The following is a 20908-nucleotide window of genomic DNA, read 5'->3' as shown; positions in this document are numbered from 1 at the left end:
GCGGCCCGGGCCCCGTCCCGACCCTCACCGGATTCCTTACGATGGCCGACCGCCCGACGTTCTACATACTGGACGCCTATTCCCTGATTTTCCAGGTGTTCCACGCGATCCCGGAGATGACCAGCCCCGGCGGCGAGCCCCGGAACGCGGCGTTCGGCGTCTTCCGGGACCTGCTGAACATCTTCCGCGACCGCAAGCCGGGGTACATCGCCGCGGCCTTCGACGGCGGGGGGCCGGTCTTCCGGTCGGAGATCTTCGCCGACTACAAGGCGAACCGCTCCGAGATGCCGGTCGACCTCGTCCCCCAGCTCGCCGTCATCCGGTCGATCGTCGAGGGCTTCAACGTCCCGGTGCTGGTCGAGCCGGGGATGGAGGCGGACGACGTCATCGCCACCCTCGCCCGCCGGGGGGAGGAGAGGGGGCTCGACGTCTACATCTGCACGTCCGACAAGGACGCCCGCCAGCTCATCTCCGACCACGTCCGGATCCTCAACCTGCGCAAGAACAGCGTCATGGACGCGGAGGGCCTGGAGAAGGAATGGGGGATCCGCCCCTCCCAGGTGGTCGACTACCTCTCCCTCACCGGCGACGCGGTCGACAACGTCCCCGGCGTGCCGGGCGTCGGCCCCGTGCTGGCCTCCGGCTACCTCAGGCAGTTCGGCGACCTGGAGACCCTCCTCGCCAACCCGGACAAGGTGAAGGGGCCCAAGAAGCAGCAGGCGCTCCGCGACCACGCCGAGGCCGCCCGCCGCGCCCGGAGCCTGGTGGCCCTGCGCGAGGATCTCCCGCTGGAACTCGACTGGGACGCCCTGAAGGCCTCGCCCCCGAACGTCGAGGCGCTGCGGGCGATCTGCATCGAGTCGGGCTTCCACCGCTTCCTCTCCGAGCTGGGCGAGGCGAAGGCCCCCGAGGCCGTCGCCGCGTCGCGGAGCGAATGGGTCGCCCAGTATTCGACGATCGACACGCCCGAAGCGTTCCACGCTTTCCTGGAAGAACTCCGGAAGCAGCCCGTTTTCTGCATCGACACCGAGACGACCGGGCTCAACCCCCTGCTCTCCGCGCTGGTCGGAATCGCCATCTCCTGGAAGGCCGGCGAGGCCTATTACCTCCCGCTGCGGGGGCCGCTGGGCCATCGGCTGCTCGACGCCGAACTCGTCCTGGAAGGGCTCCGGCCGATCCTCGCCGATCCCAACGTCGAGAAGGTGGGGCAGAACCTCAAGTACGACATGCTCGCCCTCGGTCGCGCCGGCGTGCCGATCGAGGGGCCGATCACCGACACCATGATCCTGAGCTACCTCCTGGAGAGCGGCGAGCGGAACCACGGCCTGGACCAGCTCTCCGACCGGCTCCTGGGCCACGCGATGATCCCCATCTCCGACCTCATCGGGAAGGGCCGGAAGCAGTTGCGGATGGACCAGGTGGACGTCCCCCGGGTCGCCGAGTACGCCGGGGAGGACGCCGACGCCACCTGGCGGATTTACGAGATCCTCGCCCCCCGCGTCCGCGAGGAAGGGCTCTGGGGCCTCTACGCCGACCTGGAACGCCCGCTGGTCTCGATCCTGGCGAGGATGGAGGACCGCGGGGTCATGGTGGACGTCCCCCGGCTGAGGCGGCTCTCCGAGGACTTTGCTGCGCGGCTGGCCGAGATGGAGACGGAGATCCACGCGCTGGCGGGCCGGCCGTTCAACATCAACTCGGTCCCGCAGCTCCGCCAGGTCCTGTTCGAGGATCTGAAGCTGCCGCGACTCCGCAAGACCCCGGGGGGGGAGTCCAGCACCGACACCGAGGTCCTGGAGGAGCTGGCGAGCAAGCACCCCCTGCCCGCGCTGCTCGTCCGGCATCGCCAGTTGACCAAGCTGAAGGGGACGTACCTCGACGCCCTGCCCGACCTCGTCCATCCCGACGACGGCCGGATCCACGCCTCGTTCAACCAGGGGGTCGCGGCGACCGGCCGGCTCAGCTCCAGCGACCCCAACCTCCAGAACATCCCGGTCCGCACCGAGGAAGGCCGCCAGATCCGCCAGGCGTTCGTGGCCGAGGGGGACGACCACGTCCTGATGACCGCGGACTACTCGCAGATCGAGCTGCGCATCCTCGCCCACTATTCCGGCGACCCGGCGATGCGGCGGGCGTTCGAGGCCGACCTGGACATCCACCAGGCGGTCGCGGCCCGGATCTTCGGCGTCCCCGAGGACCAGGTCGATTCGAACATGCGACGGGTGGCGAAGACGGTGAACTTCGGCGTGATCTACGGCCTGAGCCCGTTCGGACTGGCCGGCCGGCTGGGGATCAAGCAGGCCGAGGCCGCCACGTTCATCGAGGCGTACTTCCAGGAGTATCAGGGGGTCGACCGGTTCATCACGGCGACGCTCGAATCGGCCCAGTCCGCCGGCAGGGTGGAGACGATCCTCGGCCGCCGCCGGCCGATCGCCGGCATCAAGACCACCACCGGGAGGAACCGGAACCTGGCGGAGCGGCTGGCGGTGAATACCGTCATCCAGGGCTCGGCGGCCGACCTGATCAAGCGGGCGATGATCCTCGTCGACCGCCGGCTGTCCGCCGAGGGGCTGGAGTCGCGGATGATCCTCCAGATCCACGACGAGCTGGTCTTCGAGGGCCCCCGGGCCGAGGCGGCCGCGCTGGCCGCGCTCGTCCGGGAGGAGATGACCGGGGCGCTCGAGCTGTCGGTGCCGCTGAAGGTCGACCTGGCGGCCGGGCCGAACTGGCTGGACCAGGAGCCGATCGACGGCTGATCGGCCGGGGCGCGGAAGGGTCGGAAATCGACGGATCGGCATTGCGGCCGGGGGGCGGGCGGCGTATAAGTGAGTGGAGCAATCGTATTCGGCCCGCGCCGGCCCGAGGCGCGTCCCTATCACCCCCCCCATCTCCCTTCCGCGGTCCACCACCCCGTGACAAGCCCGGACCGAGATGAGGGCTGAGAGATCCGCATCCCGACCCCCCGCCCGTCCGGGCCCGCGCCCGACGCTCGCGCCCGGGATGGGCCGTTTCGCCGGTGCCGACGTCGACCCCGTTCGGCCGCCCGCGGCCCTTCACGCGGCCTCGTCGCCCGGGGGGCGGTCGACGTCCCTTTCCCGTTTCCCCCGTCGCAAGCCTCAAGGTCCGTCATGCCCGAGTCGTCGACGACCATCGGCCACCCCGTCGCGCCGGCGTCGCGTGCCGATCGCGGCCCGATCCCCGTCGTCGGGGTGATCGGCGGGATCGGCGGCGGCAAGAGTTCCGCGGCGGCGGCCCTCGCGGCGCGAGGGGCCGTCGTGATCGACGCCGACGCCGTCGGGCACGAGACGCTGCGCCGTCCCGAGGTCGCCCGCCGGGTCGCCGAGCGGTTCGGCCCCGCGGTGGTCGCGGCCGACGGCTCGATCGACCGCCGGGCCCTGGGACGGGTCGTCTTCGCCGACGCCTCGGCGCGGCGCGACCTGGAGTCGATCGTCCACCCGCCCATGTTCGAGGAGTTCGGGCGCCGAATCGCCGAGGCCAGGGCCCTGGGCGAAGCCCCGCTGATCGTCCTGGACGCCGCGATCCTGCTGGAAGCCGGCTGGGATCGCGCCTGCGACGCGGTGGTCTTCGTCGACGCCCCGCGCGAAATCCGGCTCGACCGCGTGCGCCGGGGGCGGGGCTGGTCCGATGAGGATCTTAGCAGGCGCGAGGCCGCGCAATGGCCGCTGGACCGAAAGAAGGCCGGCGCCGGCCACGTACTGGTCAACGACGGCGACGCCGCCCGCCTCGAGTCCGAGATCGATCGGCTGATGCCGAAGCTGATCCGGGCGCGCGGCTCGTGACGCGAGCCCCGATGAGACCCGAAGCGGCCCGGCCCCGCCGCCGGCCGCCTTGAACGTCGCCTCGCCTTGACGCGACATCCGAGAGAACCCCGACCGGCCATGCCCCACGTCGTCGATCCCCGCCCCGATAGTCCCTCGCCCCAGACACCCCGCGGCGCCCTCGCCTCGGCCGATCCAGTCGTCTAGTCTGTTCATGGAGAACGGTCCATCATGGCCAACGAGACCCGCCCCCGCCGGGAGTCCTCCGGTGGCTCCCGCATCCGCAAGAGCGCCGCGACGCCCCCCCCCTCCTCGCTGGACGAGAACATCGGCGCCGCCGCGCCCGTCCCCGCCGCCCCCCCCGAGCGTTCGGCCCGCGAGCCGTTCCGCGAGGAGGCCCCCGCCGACCGCGAGCCGATCCGCTTCATCCGCGCCCGCGACCGCGCCGAGGCCACGGCCGAGCGAGCCGAGTCCGAGCCCCGCGCCGGCCTGACGCTGCGCGAGCGCCTCGCCCGCGACCGTTCCGAGCGCGAGGCCGCCTCCGCCCCCCCGGCGCATGACGGCATCCCCATCCGGGACCGCGACCGCGACCACGCGCCGGCCCCCCGCGAGCGCGTCCGCGAGGTCGCCGTGGAGCCGGCCCCCGGTTATCGCGACCGCGCCGAGCGCGAGGCCTCGTTCAACTCCCGCGACCGCGACCACGCGCCGCCGACCCGCGTCGACCGCGCCACGGCGGCCCTCCCCCCGGACGAGCCGCGGAGCGATGGGTTCCCCCCCGATGTCGACGAGGAGGACGTCTTCGGCGACGTCGCGATCCACGACCGCTACGAGGACATCAAGCGCGGCGAGATCCACCTCACCGAGCTGCAGAAGATGACCATGCCCCAGCTCATCAAGACGGCGAAATCCGAAGGGATCGCCGACTACATGGGGCTGAAGAAGCAGGATCTCATCTTCAAGATCCTCAAGGAGCGGGTGAAGCAGAACGGCCTGATGTACGGCGAGGGGACGCTTGAGGTCCTCCCCGACGGCTTCGGCTTCCTCCGCAGCCCGGACTACAACTACCTCCCCTGCCCCGACGACATCTACGTCTCCCCCAGCCAGATCCGCCGCTTCGGCCTGAAGACCGGCGCGATCGTCTCCGGGCAGATCCGTCCGCCGAAGGAGAACGAGCGCTACTTCGCCCTGCTCCGCGTGGAGGCGATCAACTTCGAGGATCCCGACAAGCTCAGCGAGAAGGTGGGCTTCGACGACCTCACGCCGCTGCATCCGCAGGGGCGGATCCGGCTGGAGACGGCCGGCGACGAGATCAACATGCGGGTGGTCGACCTGGTCACGCCCATCGGCTTCGGCCAGCGCGGCGTGATCGTGGCGCCGCCGCGGACCGGCAAGACGGTCCTGCTCCAGAAGATCGCCAACAGCGTCCTGACCAACCACCCCGAAGCCTACGTCATGGTGCTGCTCATCGACGAGCGGCCCGAGGAGGTGACGGAGATGGAGCGGTCGGTCAAGGGGCCGACGGCCGAGGTCATCAGCTCCACCTTCGACGAGCCCTCCTCGCGGCACATCCAGGTGGCCGAGATGGTCATCGAGAAGGCCAAGCGGATGGTCGAGTACGGCAAGGACGTGGTGATCCTGCTCGACTCGATCACCCGGCTGGCCCGCGCCTACAACACCGAGGCGCCCCACTCGGGCAAGATCCTCACCGGCGGCATCGACGCCTCGGCCCTCCAGAAGCCGAAGCGGTTCTTCGGGGCCGCCCGGAAGATCGAGGAGGCCGGCAGCCTGACGATCCTCGCCACCGCGCTGGTGGAGACCGGCAGCCGGATGGACGACGTGATCTTCGAGGAGTTCAAGGGGACCGGCAACATGGAGCTGCACCTCGACCGCCGCCTGGTCGACAAGCGGGTCTGGCCGGCCATCGACATCAACAAGTCCGGCACCCGCCGCGAGGAACTCCTCATGGACGGCGACGAGCTGCGCCGGGCCTGGATCCTCCGCCGCGTCCTCAACGACATGAACCCCGTCGAGGCGATGGAGTTCCTGGTCGGCCGGATGAAGAAGCTGAAGACCAACTCCGAGTTCCTGTCGAGCATGAACATCGGCTGACCCCCGCGGGTCGAGCCGGCGCGACGATTCCGGGTCCGCCCGGGCCAGCCAGGGCCCCGGGCGGACCCTTCCCTTTCGCATCGCATCCCCTACCCCCGGACTGTCCTCCATGCCCACCTTCGAAGGCGACTTCTCCCCCCCCTCGGGCCGGTTCGCGATCGTCGTGTCGCGGTTCAACTCCCTGGTGACCGAGCCGCTGCTGGCCGGGTGCGCCGACGTCTTCAGGCGCCACGGCGTGGGCGAGGATCGCCTGGACGTCTACTGGGTCCCCGGGTCGTTCGAGGTCCCCCTCGTCGCCCGCAAGCTGGCCGAGGCGGGCCGCCACGCCGCGATCGTCTGCCTGGGCTGCGTCATCCGCGGCGAGACGGGCCATTACGACCACGTCGCCGGCCAGGCCGCCGGGGGCGTCCTCCAGGCCGGGCTGTCCACGGGAGTTCCGGTCATCTTCGGCGTCCTCACCACCGACACCGTCGAGCAGGCCCTCAACCGCGCCGGGCTGAAGTCCGGCAACAAGGGGGGCGAATCCGCCATGGCCGCCATCGAGATGGTCAACCTCCTGGCCAAGATCGCCGCCGAGTGAGCCGATCCCGGCGGCGCCGGCGTTGGCTTCGTTCGTCGCGCGGGTTTTCGCTTCGATCGACGTAAAGCCCGGGATGTCGCTTGCTTGCGTCCGCTCGACTTGGCTTCGTTCGTCATCAACCATTGGATTTGGCACGAGCGCCCATCATCCCGCCGGGCAGTCGGCGGGACAACCGCGACGCCGCGTTGGGCGGCCGCGTCCGGGCCCCGCCGATCGCCCCGGAGGCCCTCGCGCCCCCGATCCGTGATTCCGAATTGTCAAGGAGCAACGACCCGCGACATCATGATCCACATAGGGCGACGCGAGATTTCATGATTCCGAGAAATAATCCCGCTCGGCGTCGTGATCGCGCGGGAGGTCGCGGCGTGGTGCTCTCCACCTCCGTCGGGGGCCGGGGTTCAATAAGTCGCGGCGGCGGGCGAACTACCCGGCAAGGTCGAATGTCGTGAACTCGGGGAGGAGCCTCATGCCGTCGGCGCGTTGGGAACGGACGAGACGGTTGATCCTGGGGATGTGGCTCGTCGGGATCGGGCTGATGATCCTCCGCGATCGTGTCTGGCCTGACGTCCTGCTGCTGCTCGGGTCCGTCCGGCTGGTCGAGGCGTATCGGCATCCCGAGCGGCGGTCATTCCGAGTCGGGGTCGTCCTGGTCGGGCTCGCGCTGCTGATCGGATGCCGCCTCTCATTGATTGAGTTGCTGATCCTCGCGGGCGCTACGCTCCTGGTCTTGCGACCGCCCGTGATCTCGTCGGACGCGCGCAAGCCGATCTTCGACGCTCGCCTGGAGTGAGCCCGGCGGCTCCGCGCCCCCGGGCACGTCGACATCGTGATGAGGGTCCCTCCTTGAACGCTCGTCCGCGGGACAATTTCCGGGTGATCGTCGCCGTGATCTGGCTGGTCGGCCTGGCGGCGCTGGTGGAGGCGCGATGGATCTGGCCGGGGGTCCTGTTCCTCGGCGGCATCACCGCGCTCGTCGCCTCGAAGTATCGTCCGGAGCGACGGCACGCCGGCCGGGCGGGGCTGGCGATGATCGTGCTCGGGATCTGGGCGACCATGAGGTTCACCCTCCCCGCGCTGCTCATCGGCCTCGGGACCGCGATCATCATCGCCGTGCTGCTCGCCGAGCCCCCACGGCCGAAGCCCGAAGACAACGGCCAGCTCGAACTGGATTGACCGCCGCGAACGGAGAGCCCCCATGTCCGCCGTGCTCTTGCCCCAGGCCTTCTGGTTCCGCGTGGCCGCCTCCTCCCCTCGCGTCGGCGGGGTCCCCCGCCCGGACGGATCGGGCCCGCTGCTGGACCTCCCGGCGGCGTGCGCGATCCCGGACCTCGCGGCGCTGGACGGCCGTGAATCGTGGGCCCACGTCCGTGTGGGCTGGAACCCCGAGGGCCTGGGCATCGCCGTCGAGGCCGAGGGGACCGGCGCAGCCGCAAGGGCACCGGGACGCCCCGAGGGCCTCGCCGCCGTCTCGCTCTGGATCGACACCCGCGACACCCGGAACGTCGCCCGCGCGACCCGCTATTGCCACCACGTCCACGCGCGGCTGAGTCTGTCGCGCGACGGCAAGTCGCTGGCCGCCGAGGTCGAGCAGCGCCCCATCCCCCGCGCCACCGCCGACGCCCCCATCGCCGACCCTTCCCGGTTCCGCCACCGCGCCGAGCTACGCAAGAAAAGCTGGCGGTTCGAGCTGTTCCTCCCCGCCGCGACCCTCCACGGCTTCGACCCCGACGTGAACCGTAGGCTGGGCTTCGCGTACCAGGTCTCGGACTTCACGCGCGACGACCAGTACCTAGGCGTCGGCCGCGACTTCCCCCTCGGCGAGAACCCCGGCCTCTGGTCGACGCTCGAACTGAAGGGCTGATCGTCGCGCGGCTCGCGGTTCCGATCCCCGGATTTCCGGGCGATCCTTGACATCTCCCAGGGGCGAGGGCACAATACTATCTCGCCCCCCAAATCACCCCGCCGGAGTGGTGGAATTGGCAGACACGCTAGCTTGAGGGGCTAGTGGGCTAACCATGCCCGTGCAGGTTCAAGTCCTGTCTCCGGCACTCGAAACCCATGCGGCCCCAGGAGTCATGCGACTCCTGGGGCCTTTTTCGTTGGGACTCTGGGGGCCTCGGCAGTACCACTCGGGGCCCCGAACTGCCCCGGACTGACGGCCGGCGGTGCTACCGAGGGTACTACCGAAGCAGCCGAAGCGGCGGCGATGGTGTCCCCCTTCGGGGGGCTCGCCCAGGGGCGGCCCGGGATCGTCGTTTCCTGGTCGACGGCGGACGGCGGCAAGGCGGGATCGGTGTGACGCACATTGTCAGCTCGATCCGGGAATGCCGGGCGAGTTGCATGGCGACCCTGGGTGAGATGCCGGCCACGGCGAGGCCGGTGATGAACGTCGTCCACGGGACGTGGACGTCCACGGTGCGGCCCCGGGCGTCGCGCTTGGGGACGCCGGCCCGGCGGCAATCGACGTCGATCCGCTTCCCCACGGGCGGCCAGCATGGCGATCAGGTCCGACCGGAGCGGGACGCATTCCTCGCGGCGGGACTTGGCGACGCCGGCCGGGATTTGGACGTGGGGCGGGACGGCGTCCAGGCGGAAGTCGTGGCGTCGGAGGGCCCGGGCCTCGCCCACGAACAAGACAGTGGCGGCGAGGAACAGCCAAGAGGTCGGCGCGGTCGGGCCCGGACAGCTTGACGCGGCCGTGGGGGTGCCAGGATCGGGCGGCGTGGACGATCGCGGCCAGCTCGTCCGGCGTCGGGGCGTGTCGGTGGCGGCGAGGGTCCGCCCCTTCGTCGGTCCCCGCGAGGCCGCGAGGGCGGGGCCGCGCCGGGAGGCGCGGCCCACTTCGCCCCGGGCTCTGGTCAGGCGATGACCGGTTTGACGACCTCGCCGTGGACGTCGGTCAGGCGGAAGTCGCGGCCGGAGTAGCGATAAGTGAGCCGGGTGTGGTCCAGGCCCATCAGGCGCAGGATCGTGGCGTGGAAGTCGTGGACGTGGACGGGGTCCTCGGCCGGGGCGTCGCCGTACTCATCGGAGACGCCGTGGCTGTAGCCCCCCCTCGCGCCGCCGCCCGCGAGGAAGCAGGTGAAGCAGCGGCTGTGGTGGCCCCGCCCGCGCGGGGTGAGGTCCTGCCAGGGGGTGCGGCCGAACTCCGAGCAGCCGACGATGAGGGTCTCGTCGAGCAGCCCGCGCGACTTCAGGTCGGCGATCAGGGCGGCGATCGGGCGGTCGACGTTGCGCGAGAGGGCGCGGTGGTCGTCGATGTTGTTATGGCTGTCCCAGTTGGTGTTCGAGCCGACGTCGAACAGCTCGACCACGCGGACACCGCGCTCGATCAGGCGGCGGGCGGTGACGCACTGGGCGGCAAACGACCCGGGGGCGTCGGCCGACGCGCCGTAGAGGTCGAGCGTGGCCTTCGACTCGCTCGCCAGGTCGAAGGCCTCGGGGGCCTCGCGCATCAGGCCGTAGGCGGTCTCGAACGTGGTCATCCGCGAGGCGAGCAGGCCGTCGGCGTCGCGGGCGGAGAGGTGCGCCTCGTTCAGGTCGCGGAGCATCCGCGCCTCTAGATCCCGGCGCGAGACCGACGGCACCGGGCTCTTCACGTCCGGCAGCGGGTCGGCCCCGGGGATCACGCGGACCCCCTTGTGGTAGCCGGGGAGGAAATTGGCGTCCCAGACCTGGAAGCCGTTGTACGGCTCCTTCTCGGCCAGGACGACGAACGACGGCAGGTTGGTGTTCAGCGTCCCCAGGCCGTAGCTGATCCACGAGCCGAGACTCGGCAGCGGGATCGTGACCGACCCGGTGTGCATCCCCAGCGTGGCGGCCGAGTGCCCGGCCGAGTCGCCGTGGACGGTATGCAGGAAGCAGACGTCGTCCACCACCCCGCCGAGGTGCTCGAACAGCTCGCTGACCATCTTGCCGCACTCGCCCCGGGGCCGGAACGCGTACGGGGAGCCTAGCACCTTCCGCCCGCCGACGGCCTTGTCGTGGTCCCGCTGGAGCCTCGGCTTGTAGTCGAAGGTGTCCATGTGCGAGATCCCGCCCGTCATGAAGAAGACGATCAGGTGTTTCGCCTTCGCGGGGAAGTGCCCCGGCCGCGGGGCCAGCGGGTGGCCCTCGTGGGCGGCCGCGGCGAGCGACAGGCGGCCGCGCAGGCCCAGCCCCAGGCCGCCGGCCGCGGCCAGGGCGGAGCCACTGCGGATCATCGCGCGTCGACTCAGCGGTCGGTGGTCCATGGGTCGGCTCCCGTCGACGGTCGGCCGTCGATCAATCCACGTACAGGAATTCGTTAGAGGCCAGCATCGCCCGGGCCAGGCCGGCCCAGGCCTCCTCGCCGCGACGTTCGGCGGGCATGCCCTCGGCGGCGAGCCCCGCCTCGTACTCGTGCAGGAAGCCCTCGGCGCGGGCCTCCTCGGCCGAGCTGGGGGGCCGGCCGAACGCGCGGAGGTAGGCCGCGCGGAGCCGGGACGGGGCGTCGGCCTCGTCCGCGATCAGCCGAGCGGCGAACCGCCTCGCCCGGTCGTGCACGAATGGGTTGTTCAACAGGTAGAGCGCCTGCAGGGCCACGGTCGAGCTGTCGCGCGCGGCGGTCGTCACGCTGGCGTCGGGCCCGTTGAACAGCGAGAGGTACGGGTGGGGGTGGAGCCGCTGCACCATCAGGTAGACGCTGCGGTGGTCCGAGGGGTACAGGGCCTTGAACTGGTGGTGGGCGCTGAACGCCCAGGTCTCCTCGGCCGGGAACGGGTGCGGGCCCGGCCGGTCGAGCCTGAGGTCGCCCGAGATCGCCAGCAGGCCGTCACGCAGGGCTTCGGCGTCCAGCGGGCGGCGGTCGAACCGCCAGTAGAGGGCGTTGCCCGTGTCGATCGCCGCGTCCTCCGAGTCGTGCTCGGTGGCGAGCTGATAGGTCTCGGTCAGCATGATCCGCCGGTGCATCGCCTTGATCGACCAGCCGGAGGCGATGAACTCGGCCGCCAGGTGCTCGAGCAGCTCGGGGTGCGACGGCGCGGCGCCGCGGAGGCCGAAGTCGCTGGGGGTGGCGACGATCGCCTTGCCGAAGTGGTGCCGCCAGATCCGGTTGACCATCACCCGGGCCGCGAGCGACCGCGGCCGGCCCTCGGTCAGCCAGCGGGCCAGGGCGAGCCGGCCGCTGCCGGTGGGAGGCAGCTCGATCGTCCCGGCGGGGTCGAGCGCCTTCGGGACGCCTCGCTGGACGAGGTCGCCCAGCTTCCTCGGGTCGCCGCCGATCTGCACCTTCACGTCGGTCGGCCCGCCTTCGCGGACGGCGTAGGCCCGGGGGGCGATCGCGGCCGGCCCCGCCTTCTCCAGGCGGTCGAGCTTGTCCCGGAGGGATTTCGGGCCGTGGTCTCGGACGCGGACGAGCTTCGCCAGCTCCCGCCCCGCCGCCTCCAGCGCGGCGGCCGTCGCCTGGAGGGCCTCGGGCGCGGCGGCCTCCAGGGCGAGCTCGGCCGCGGCGACGGCGAGCGCCTGCTCGTCGGCCTTCGCGGCGGCCTCCACGGTCGCCCGGGCGATCTGGTCCTTGAGCGAGGCGACCATCTCGGCGTGCTTCGCCTCGTACTCGCCCATGCGATCGGGCGGGACGATCGGGGCGAACTCGCTCGGCTTGTGGTCCTCCTCCGACCCGGCGAACGGGAACTTGGCCCCGGCGAAGAAGCCGTAGAGGGCGTAGTAGTCGTTCGCGGTGATCGGGTCGTACTTGTGGTCGTGGCAGCGGGCGCACCGCAGCGAGAGGCCGAGGACGACCTGGCCGGTGGTGTTGAGCACGTCCTCGATGATCTGGTGGGGGTCTTCCAGCTTGATCGTGCCGAACCGCTTGGCCTGGGCCAGGAACCCGGTGGCGATCACCCGGCGCGCGTATTCCTCGGGGGGGCCCTCGGCCGCCAGCACGTCGCCCGCGATCTGCTCGTGGAGGAAGCGGTCGTACGGCAGGTCGGCGTTGAAGGCGTCGATGACGTAGTCGCGGTAGAGATAGGCCTCGGGGATCGGGTAGTCGGAGTTGTCGCCGGCCGTGTCGGCGTAGCGGGCCAGGTCCAGCCAGACGCGGCCCCACCGCTCGCCGTACCGCGGCGAGGCCAGCAGCTCGTCGACCAGGCGGGCGAAGGCGTCGGGACGTTCGTCGGCCGCGAACGCCTCGACGCGGTCGGGCTCGGGCGGCAGGCCGATCAGGTCGAACGAGGCCCGGCGGATCAGGGCCCGGCGGTCGGCCCGGCCGACCGGGCGCAGGCCCTTCTCGCGATGGCCGGCGGCGATCAGGCGGTCGATCGGGCCGGAGGCCCACCCGGTCGGGTCCTCGGGCGGGGCGACGGCCGCGAGCGGCTCGAAGGCCCAGTGGGCCCGCCCCTCGATGGCCGTCGATGCGGCGGCCTCGGGCCAGGGGGCGCCGGCGGTCACCCAGGCGGCCAGGGCGTCCCGCGCCTCGCGAGGGAGCGGCCCGGACGGGGGCATCTTGAGGTCGGCGTCCTCGTCGTGGCTGATCGCCGCGAGGAGCGTGCCGGCCCGCGGGTCGCCCGGGACGACCGCCGGGCCCGTATCGCCGCCGGCGAGGATCGCCTCGCGCGAGTCGAGCCGGAGGCCCCCGCTCTGCTTCGTCGCGCCGTGGCACTTCACGCAGGCCTCGGCGAGGACGGTACGGACGCGGAGGTCGAAGAAGGCCTCGGACCCCGCCCCCGGATCGGGCGCGTCGCCCCGGGCCGTCGCCGCCTGGGCCAGCACGGTCGCCAGCAGGAGGCCGATGAAAGTACGAGGCATGTCGCGATCCTCCGCGTCCCCACCGGCGGGTGTTGTTGAACAACGCTTTAACGAACATACCCTCCGCGAGGCGGGCCCGGAAGCCTGAATCGCCTCCGGGCCCGCCCGCGGGGGCGGTTACGGCTTCAGCGGCGTGAGGGTGACGTTGCGGTAGAAGACTTCGGCGCCCTCGGACTGCAGGACGATCTTCCCGCGCGTGACGCTGGCCTTCGTCCCCCTGTTGACCTCGACGCCGTTGACGATGTTGATGATCGTATCGCCGTCGCAGATAACCTCGACGACGTTCCATTCGCCGTGGGGCTTCTCGACGTCCTTCGTCCGCGCCACGCGGCCTCCCTCGGTCTTGCCGTCGACCTCGAGGGTGGTGCCGCCGACCATGAAGAAGTCGCCGAAGTCGCGCTCCTGGATCTGGCACTCGATCGACTTCGGCCAGACCTGGTCGGGCCCGACGCAGTGCATCAGGATGCCCGAGTCGCGCTGGGTCGCCTCGGCGTCGCGGGGGGGCCACTTCTTGTCGCCCCACTTCACCTCCAGGCGGAGATGGTAGTCGCCGTACTCCTCCTTGGTGGTGAGGCAGCCGAACTCCTCGCCCGAGATGTGGATCACGCCGTCCTCGACCCTGTAGACCCCCTTCGGGTCGGCGTACGGGTCCGCGGACCGGTCGGCGTGGGCGGTGAAGGTGTACCAGCCGTCCAGATCCTTGCCGTTGAAGAGGCTGGTCCGGCCGGTGTCGTCGGCGAGCGTCGACGTCGCGAGGCCGGCGATGAGGGCGAGGGTGATGGTCGATCGCGCGAGCATGGGGAGGGGTCTCCGGTCGTTGGCGGGGGGAAACGGGGCGGTCACCCGCCCCAGGCGTGGGGTTGCTGCTTGCGGAAGCCCCGGACGCGGATCGCGCCGGAGTCGTCCTCCTCGACGAGGGCGTAGCCGCTGTCCTCGGTGCCCGACCCCTCGATCATGGCGACGAGGGTGACGTAGTGGTCGCCGGCGATCTCGCGGTGGTCGACGACCTCGATGGCGAAGGAACGCTCCGGCTCCGGTCCCGGGTCGTCGCCCCGGCCGACGGACGGGACGAGCGGGAGCAGGATCGGGATCAGACGGCCCAGCCGCTCGATGGATACCATGGAATCAACTCCGGATCGAGGGATGTGAGTCCCTCAGGGCGACGAGGGCAACGGGCGGGTTCCCGGCGTCGCGCCGGCCCGGGACGCGGCCAGCTGCTCGATCAGGCGGTTGGCCGCGGCCTCGGCGAACTCCGGGTCGTTGATGTGCCGATCCATCTCCACGACGGGGATCGGGCCGGAATGCCGTCGGATCGCGTCGTACAGGGCATGACGGGCGTCCGGGTCGTCGAACGGGGCGCCGGGGGAGTCGAGCGCGGAGACGCCGCGGAGGGGGAGCCAGATCTCCGCGGGGCCGCGGGCGCGAGAGAGCTTGCGGCCGAGCGTCTCGCCGAGGGCGGCATTCTCGTCGGGGGTGGTCCGCATGAGCGTGACGTTGGCGTTGTGGCGGTGCAGCTTGCGGCCCGAGAAGCGCGCGGGCACCGTCTCCGGGGCGTGGAAGTTCACCATGTCGAGGGCCCCGACGGAGACGACCTGGGGGACACCCCGCTCGACGGCCGCGGTGAGCCTATCGGGGCCGGCGGAGAATACGCCGCCGACCACCTCGTCGGCCAGCTCGGTGGTGGTGACGTCGAGGACGCCGGCGACGAGGCCCTCGCGTATCAAGGACTCCATGGCCTGCCCGCCGTTGCCGGTGGCGTGGAAGACGAGGACCTCGTAGCCGGCGGCCTCGAGGACGTCGCGGGCGCGCATCACGCAGGGCGTCGTGACGCCGAACATGGTCACGGTGACGAGCGGCCGATCCTCCGGATCGTCGCGGTCGGCGAAGAGCACGAGGCCGGACATGGCCCGGGCCGCCTCGCCCAGCACCGCGCGGCTGATCCGGTTGAGGCCGAGGATGTCGACCACCGAATTCAGCATCAGGATGTCCTTGTCGGCCACGTAGGGTCGGACCTGGCCCGAGGCCACGGTGCTGACCATGAGCTTGGGGACACCGATCGGCAGGGCCCGCATGGCCGCGGTGCCGATGGTGGTGCCGGCCGAGCCTCCCAGCGCCAGCACGCCGGCGAGTTCGCCCCGGCCGTGGGCCTCGGCCACGAGCCGCGCCGCGCCTGTCGAGGCCGCGGCCACCGCGGCCGCCCGGTCGCCGCGCTCGAGGAGCGCGGCCCGGGTCGTCCCGGCCGCCTCGAAGACGCGATCGCGGGGCACGTCGGAGGCGACCGCGGGCTCGCCCTGGCATCCGGCGTCGACGAGGACCTTGGCGACGCCTCGGGCCGCCAGGGCCTCGCGCGCGAAGGCCGCCTCACGCCCCTTGGTGTCCAGCGTGGCGAGCAGGTAAACGGCCTTCATTCGGCGATCCTCGCGCCCAGGGTCGCCAGCTCGTTGAATCGGTCGACCGGCTCGCCCGCCGTCCAGGCCATCCCCCTGAGGATCAGGAGGCGGAAGAGGGGATCGTCGAACGTCCAGGTGTAGTGGCCGGGGATGCTGACGAACACGCGGCCCTCGCCCAGCGATCGGGCCCAGAACAGCGGACGGGGCTCGCCGCCCTCCCGGCCGGTCCCGAGGACTTCAATCGAGGATGGGTCGCCGACGAGGTTCCAGTAGCTCTCGTCGATCAGGCGGAGCTTCTCGATCCCGCGGGTGATCGGGTGCTTCGAGCCGGTGAAGTCGAGGTCGAGCGGCCCGTGCCGGAACGCCGACCGGCCCCCCTGCCACGCGAGGCCGACGCGCGCCGCCAGGGCCTCGACGGCTTGGTGCCCGTCGACAGCGTAATGGATGAGCACGACCCCCCCTCCGCGGGTGAGGTAGCGGTCGAGTTGCTCGCCCTTCGCGGCGTCCCAGCCGGGGTTGTTCGAGTACATGACGAGGACGTCTGACGCTTCGAGCTGCTCGGGCGACGGCCAGCCGTCGGAGGCCGCCACGGAGAGGCTCGCGTCGGTCGCGAGCAGGGTCGACCAGCGAGTGAGCCAGAGGGGATAGTCGTGCTCGCCGGGTCCGTGATCCTTGGGGCCGCCGGCCAGGACGATCCGCAGGGGCCTCGGGTCCTGGACCGGCGAGCCGCCCTGGAGCGCGGCCTCGACCTCGGCGCGACGGCGAGGCGGCGGCGCGGCCTCGCCCTCCAGCTTCGCCGGGCCTAGCGGGTCGGTCAGCAGGAAGGTCAGCAGGTCGCGCAGGCGCTCGGGTCCCAGGGCCGCGTCGAGCCCCTCGGGCATGATCGAGACGGCCGATGGCGACACGGCCTCGACCTCCGCGCGCCCGACGGTCGTCCACGTGCCGTCGGCACCCCCGACGAGCAGGCGATCGGCCTCGATGCGCAGGGTCCCCTGGAGCACCCGGCCGTCGTTCAACGCCACGGAGTGCGCGACGTAATCGGGATTGATCGCGGCGCTCGGCGCGTGGACGTCGCGGTGGACCGAGGCGTAGTCGCGATGGACGAGGTTCGAGAGGTCCGGGCCGACCTCGCCGCCCCGGCCGCGGACCTTGTGGCAGGCCGAGCACTTCGCCTGCTCGCCATAGAATAACGCCCGCCCGCGGGCCCAGTCGCCCCCCTTCAACTCGGGGACCTCGCGCGCCGCCAGGTCGTCCTTCGGCTTCTCCAGCGAGGCCCAGGGCAGGAGCAGGCGACGCAGGGGGAGGGCTCGCGGCGTCGCGTCCTCTCGCGTCGTCCACGAGAGCCGGAGATCCGGCCACCCCTCCGACTCCAGGGTGATCTCCAGGGGGATCGGCTGGCGCTCCTTCGGGATGACGGTGAGGCGGACGGCGTGGCGACGGCCGTCGCCGCCGACGGACGAGCCGCTCGCGCCGGTTCGTTCGACGGTGATCGGCACGGAGGAGTCGATCGCGAGCGTCACCTCCTCGTCCGGGAGCCGATAGCCGAGGGTCGAACCGGGCTGGACGGCCGGGCGGAGCATCCGCCAGAGATCAACCCGGGTCCGGAGCGTGAGCCGCCCAGGCCCCGTCATCGCCTCCCAGAGTCGGTCGTGATCGGCGCTCCCCGCGGTGAAGGCCCGCGCGACGGACAGGTCCGGATGAGGGAGCCAGCCGGACCAGCCGGCGCCGCCGGCCTCGGGCGTCCAGGTCGCCTCGACGCCGGAGAGGTCATAGCCCAGGTCGACCTCCGGCGCCTGGCGCAGGCTCCCCGGCTCGGGCTTCCCCCAGCCGGGTAGGGTCAGGGCGTACGACGCGGCCACGGGGTGGGGAGGCGTGGCGAGGATCAGCGCGCGGCGATCGGCCGAAACCTGCGCCGAGAGGATCGGCAGGTCGAACCGAGGCGTCCGCATCTGCCGCCCGACCGCCTCGTACCCCGGCCGCAACGATTCGAATCGATCACCGGGGCTGACGGCCTGCCCGTACTCGATCGAGGCTCGCCGGACGAGGCCACGGAGGGCCGAGGGGTCGACCGGACGATCGAACGCGACCCGGACCTCCCGCGGGCCGGAAGGCCATGCCATCAGCGGCTGGGCGATCTCGCGATCGCTGTAGACGATCTTGAAGAGCCTGCCCTTGCCCCTCGGGCCGCCGCCCCAATCGGGGAGGCCGCCGTGGGCCGCCACCACGAGGTCGCCCCGGGGGGAGACGCACGCGTCGGCCGGGAGCCCGTTCATCACGGCGAGGAGCCGGTTCAGGGCGACGTAGCCCGACGGCGTCCTCGACAGCCTTGTGCCGAAGAGCTTACCCCGCGAGTAGCCCGTGACGAGCGCATCGCCGGCCCAGGACGCGGGGCCGAAGGTCGGGCCGCCGTCGACCAGCTCGTTGAAGACGAGCCCGCAGGTGGACTGGTGCTGCGGCGTGTAGTCGAAGACGCTCGGCTCGTCGATCACCGCCGGCAGGTGGGTGGGGTGCCGCGGTGGGAAGCCGTAGTGCCGCCCAGGTTGGATGTGGAGCAACTCGTCGAAAGGGTTTCCGTTGGCGAGCCAGGTCGCCCCTTCCTGATCGGTCGCGAAGAGGTCGCCCAGGCGGTTGAACGCCAGGCCGACCGGGAAGCGGATGCCGGTGGCGACGATCTCGCGCCGGGAGAAGTCTGGCGACACCTTCTGGATCGTGCCGTGCGCGTCGTCCAGTCGATACGCCGCCTTCCCCTGCTCGTCGAGAAGGTAAGCGTTGGTGAAGTTGGTCGTCCCGAGGCCGAAGTAGACGTTCCCCTCGCGGTCGAGCGCGACGCCGAGCGTGTCCACGCCGTGCGGGAGCGGGGTCCATCCGCTGGCGACGACGATCTCCTCGTCGGCCTGGCCGTCGCGGTCGGAGTCGAGGATCAGGGAAAGTTTCCCCTTGGACGCGACGAACATGCCCTCGCCGCGGGCGTAACCCCGCGGGGTGAGCGCCATGCCGATCGGGGCGACGAGGCTTCCCGGTCTGTCCCAGAAGGGCTCGACCGTCTCCTCGAGGCCGTCGCCGTCGCGGTCGGAGAGCAGGTGGATGTTGCCGTCGTACCCCAGGGCGACGAGCTTGCCGTCGGGCCGGTAGCGGACGTTGTTGACGTTCGACAGGTCGACCGGCAGCTCGCGGGCGGAGAACCCCGGGGCGAGCACCTGCACCGGCGGAGGGTCCTCGACCGTCACCAGGGGCTTGCCGACGCCGGGGGGATCGGGTCGGACGATCGGGCCGTCGCCGCCGAGGCGGGCCGCGAGGTAAGCCTCGACCTCGCGCCGCTCGGGTTCGTCCAGCGCGCGATCGTAGAGCAGGACGTGGAGGATGTCGCCCTCGAGGAACCCGTGGACGTCAGGCGGGAATCCGAAGAACCGAGCGCCGATGAGGAGCCGGTCGGCGTGGAGGACCGCGTCCTCGCGGTCGCGCCCGCGGCCGGGCCGGCCGTCCACGACGAGCCGCGTCCCACCCGGCCCGGGGGCGGAGGTGATCGTCAGTCGCCGGACGAGGACGAAGTCGGACGGGTCGGTTATCAGGTTGACGGCCCCCCCGAAGCCGGGCCCCTCGACGTTCAGGGTGTCGAACCGCCCGGTGTAGCCAGGGCCCTGGTCGACGTTGAAGGCGCTCGTGTAGTCCTCCTGGCCGTCTCGATGCATCGCGGCGAAGGCGCGGAAGCCGCCCGCGTTGGAGAGGGGCGCGGCGACCACGAAGAGGGTAAATTCCTTGAGCCTGGACTCCAGGCCGGCGCGCATCAGGTAGGTCGCCTCGCCGTCGAACCGGAGAGCGCCCTGGAGAAATTTCGGCCGCGCTTCCTCGCGGGCCTGCGCGACGTCCCAGCCCCGCCCCGAGGCGTCGTACCACGTCTCGACTCGCTGGCCGTCGGAGAGCTCGGGCTGACCGTGGGCCTGGCGCGCCGCGTTGAGCCGCCCGGCGTCGAGCCAGAGGGCGAGCCCGCGCGTGACCTTCAGGCCCGGATCGGCCCAGGGTTCGAGCGGCCGTCGGGCACCGTACTGGCCGGAGGCCGAGGCCGCGAGCGTGCCCAGCGCCAGCAGGCAGGCGAGGCCGGCGGCCCCGGTTCGGCGGCATGAAGAGAGGGGGAGCATCCGTCGGTCCTCTGGAGGGTGGGCGCGGGCCGCGGCGCGGCGACGCGCTCACGAGTGAGGGGAGGGAAGTCTCAGCTCCGAGAAACGCCGGGCCTGATCGGTGATCGCCGTCTCGGTCGGCAGGCGCTCCATGCTGCTGGCGCCGTAGAAGCCCTCGACGCCCGCGCAGCGGTCGAGGACGTACTGGGCGTCCTCGGGCATGGCGATGGGGCCTCCGTGGCAGAGGACCAGGCAGTCGCCACGGGCCGTCTTGCAGGCGTCCGCGATCGCCCGGACCTCCGAGAGGCAGGCGTCCAGGGATTTCGCCGTCCGTGCCCCGATGGCGCCGCCGGTGGTGAGGCCCATGTGGGCCACGACGACGTCGGCGCCCGCCTCGGCCATCAGGCGAGCTTGGGAGGGGTCGAAGGCATAGGGCGTGGTCAGCAGGCCCATGGCGTGGGCCTCGGCGACCAACTCGACCTCGAGCCCGAAGCCCAGCCCGGTCTCCTCCAGGTTCTCTCGAAACTGCCCATCGATCAGCCCGACGGTGGGGAAGTTCTGGACCCCCGCGAACCCCAGGTCGCTCAGCTCGCGTAGGAACGGCTCGCGCAAGAGGAAAGGGTCGGTCCCGCAGACGCCCGCGAGGACTGGGGTGCGCGCGACGGCCGTCAGGACCTCGGGGGCCATCTCGCGGACGATCTGGTTGGCGTTGCCGTACGCGAGCATCCCGGCCAGCGAGCCACGACCGGCCATGCGGAAGCGGCCGGAGTTGTATACGACGATCAGATCCACGCCACCCGCCTCGGCGCACTTCGCGGAAAGGCCCGTCCCGGCCCCCGCGCCGACGATCGGCTCTCCCCGCGCGACCTTGGCCCGGAATCGGTCCAGAATCTCGGTTCGTTTCGTCTGGGCCATCAGCAAGCCTCTCTCCCGTTGTCCGGAAACAGGTATACCGAAAGCAAGCCGCGTTCCCGCCGCCGGATCCTCGGTGAGTTCGGGCGCAAGGCCTCAACCAGGCAAGGTTAACGTGCCATGGGCTAGGTTCTGTCTGGCGGCTCGATGAGTCGGAAGCAACGGCGGATCATGGCGAGCTTGACCATGGCCAGGAAGTTCACGGCGAGCTTCTCGAACCGGGTGGCGAGCCGGCGGTTCTCCTTCAGCCAGAGGATGCACCGC

14 protein-coding genes and 1 tRNA gene are annotated in these 20908 nt (G+C 71.5%); 8 read left to right on the top strand and 7 right to left on the bottom strand.

Annotation, left to right across the window (positions count from 1 at the left end):
* The first annotated feature begins 41 nt into the window (after nt 1-41).
* The 8 genes from polA (at nt 42) to WG209_RS18155 (ending at nt 8513) form a co-directional block, all read left to right on the top strand.
* Nucleotides 42-2753, top strand: a complete 2712-nt coding sequence (gene polA / locus WG209_RS18190) for a DNA polymerase I (protein WP_337176502.1) — start codon at nt 42-44, stop codon at nt 2751-2753.
* A 372-nt stretch (nt 2754-3125) separates the two neighbouring features.
* Nucleotides 3126-3797 carry a dephospho-CoA kinase gene (gene coaE, locus WG209_RS18185; RefSeq protein WP_337176501.1) on the top strand — a complete coding sequence of 224 codons (672 nt, stop codon included), beginning with the start codon at nt 3126-3128 and terminating at the stop codon, nt 3795-3797.
* Nucleotides 3798-4625: 828 nt separating this feature from the next.
* Nucleotides 4626-5885 carry a transcription termination factor Rho gene (gene rho, locus WG209_RS18180; protein WP_337176556.1) on the top strand — a complete coding sequence of 420 codons (1260 nt, stop codon included), beginning with the start codon at nt 4626-4628 and terminating at the stop codon, nt 5883-5885.
* Nucleotides 5886-5994: 109 nt separating this feature from the next.
* Nucleotides 5995-6465, top strand: a complete 471-nt coding sequence (ribH, locus tag WG209_RS18175; protein WP_337176500.1) for a 6,7-dimethyl-8-ribityllumazine synthase — start codon at nt 5995-5997, stop codon at nt 6463-6465.
* 466 nt (nt 6466-6931) lie between these two features.
* Nucleotides 6932-7255, top strand: a complete 324-nt coding sequence (locus WG209_RS18170) for a hypothetical protein (RefSeq protein WP_337176499.1) — start codon at nt 6932-6934, stop codon at nt 7253-7255.
* A 53-nt stretch (nt 7256-7308) separates the two neighbouring features.
* Nucleotides 7309-7638, top strand: a complete 330-nt coding sequence (locus WG209_RS18165; RefSeq protein WP_337176498.1) for a hypothetical protein — start codon at nt 7309-7311, stop codon at nt 7636-7638.
* Between the two features lie 22 nt (nt 7639-7660).
* Nucleotides 7661-8326, top strand: coding sequence for a hypothetical protein (locus tag WG209_RS18160; RefSeq protein WP_337176497.1), 666 nt, complete (start codon nt 7661-7663; stop codon nt 8324-8326).
* Nucleotides 8327-8426: 100 nt separating this feature from the next.
* Nucleotides 8427-8513: transfer RNA gene (locus WG209_RS18155), tRNA-Leu, on the top strand.
* 810 nt (nt 8514-9323) lie between these two features.
* On the opposite strand, the gene WG209_RS18150 is transcribed toward WG209_RS18155, so the two are convergent.
* The 7 genes from WG209_RS18150 to WG209_RS18120 form a co-directional block, all read right to left on the bottom strand.
* Nucleotides 9324-10697: a DUF1501 domain-containing protein gene (locus WG209_RS18150; protein WP_337176496.1), complete on the bottom strand. Its 1374-nt coding sequence runs from the start codon at nt 10695-10697 to the stop codon at nt 9324-9326.
* 31 nt (nt 10698-10728) lie between these two features.
* Nucleotides 10729-13227 (bottom strand): PSD1 and planctomycete cytochrome C domain-containing protein, encoded by a 2499-nt coding sequence (locus WG209_RS18145; RefSeq protein WP_337176495.1) that lies wholly within the window; start codon nt 13225-13227, stop codon nt 10729-10731.
* A 117-nt stretch (nt 13228-13344) separates the two neighbouring features.
* The gene (locus tag WG209_RS18140) at nt 13345-14025 is read right to left on the bottom strand and encodes a DUF1080 domain-containing protein (protein WP_337176494.1); all 681 of its coding nucleotides are present in this window, start codon (nt 14023-14025) and stop codon (nt 13345-13347) included.
* A 41-nt stretch (nt 14026-14066) separates the two neighbouring features.
* A complete protein-coding gene (locus WG209_RS18135) occupies nt 14067-14348 on the bottom strand; it encodes a hypothetical protein (RefSeq protein ID WP_337176493.1) in 282 nt (93 codons plus the stop codon).
* 33 nt (nt 14349-14381) lie between these two features.
* Nucleotides 14382-15635 (bottom strand): Tm-1-like ATP-binding domain-containing protein, encoded by a 1254-nt coding sequence (locus WG209_RS18130; RefSeq protein ID WP_337176492.1) that lies wholly within the window; start codon nt 15633-15635, stop codon nt 14382-14384.
* Nucleotides 15632-19753, bottom strand: coding sequence for a ThuA domain-containing protein (locus tag WG209_RS18125; protein ID WP_337176491.1), 4122 nt, complete (start codon nt 19751-19753; stop codon nt 15632-15634). Before WG209_RS18125 ends, WG209_RS18130 begins: the two co-directional genes overlap by 4 nt.
* A 48-nt stretch (nt 19754-19801) precedes the next feature.
* Nucleotides 19802-20647, bottom strand: a complete 846-nt coding sequence (locus WG209_RS18120) for a phosphoenolpyruvate hydrolase family protein (RefSeq protein ID WP_337176490.1) — start codon at nt 20645-20647, stop codon at nt 19802-19804.
* Nucleotides 20648-20908 lie beyond the last annotated feature (261 nt).

The organism is Paludisphaera sp. (assembly GCF_037189885.1).
GTDB lineage: Bacteria > Planctomycetota > Planctomycetia > Isosphaerales > Isosphaeraceae > Paludisphaera.
This window is presented reverse-complemented; position numbering and strand designations above follow the sequence as displayed.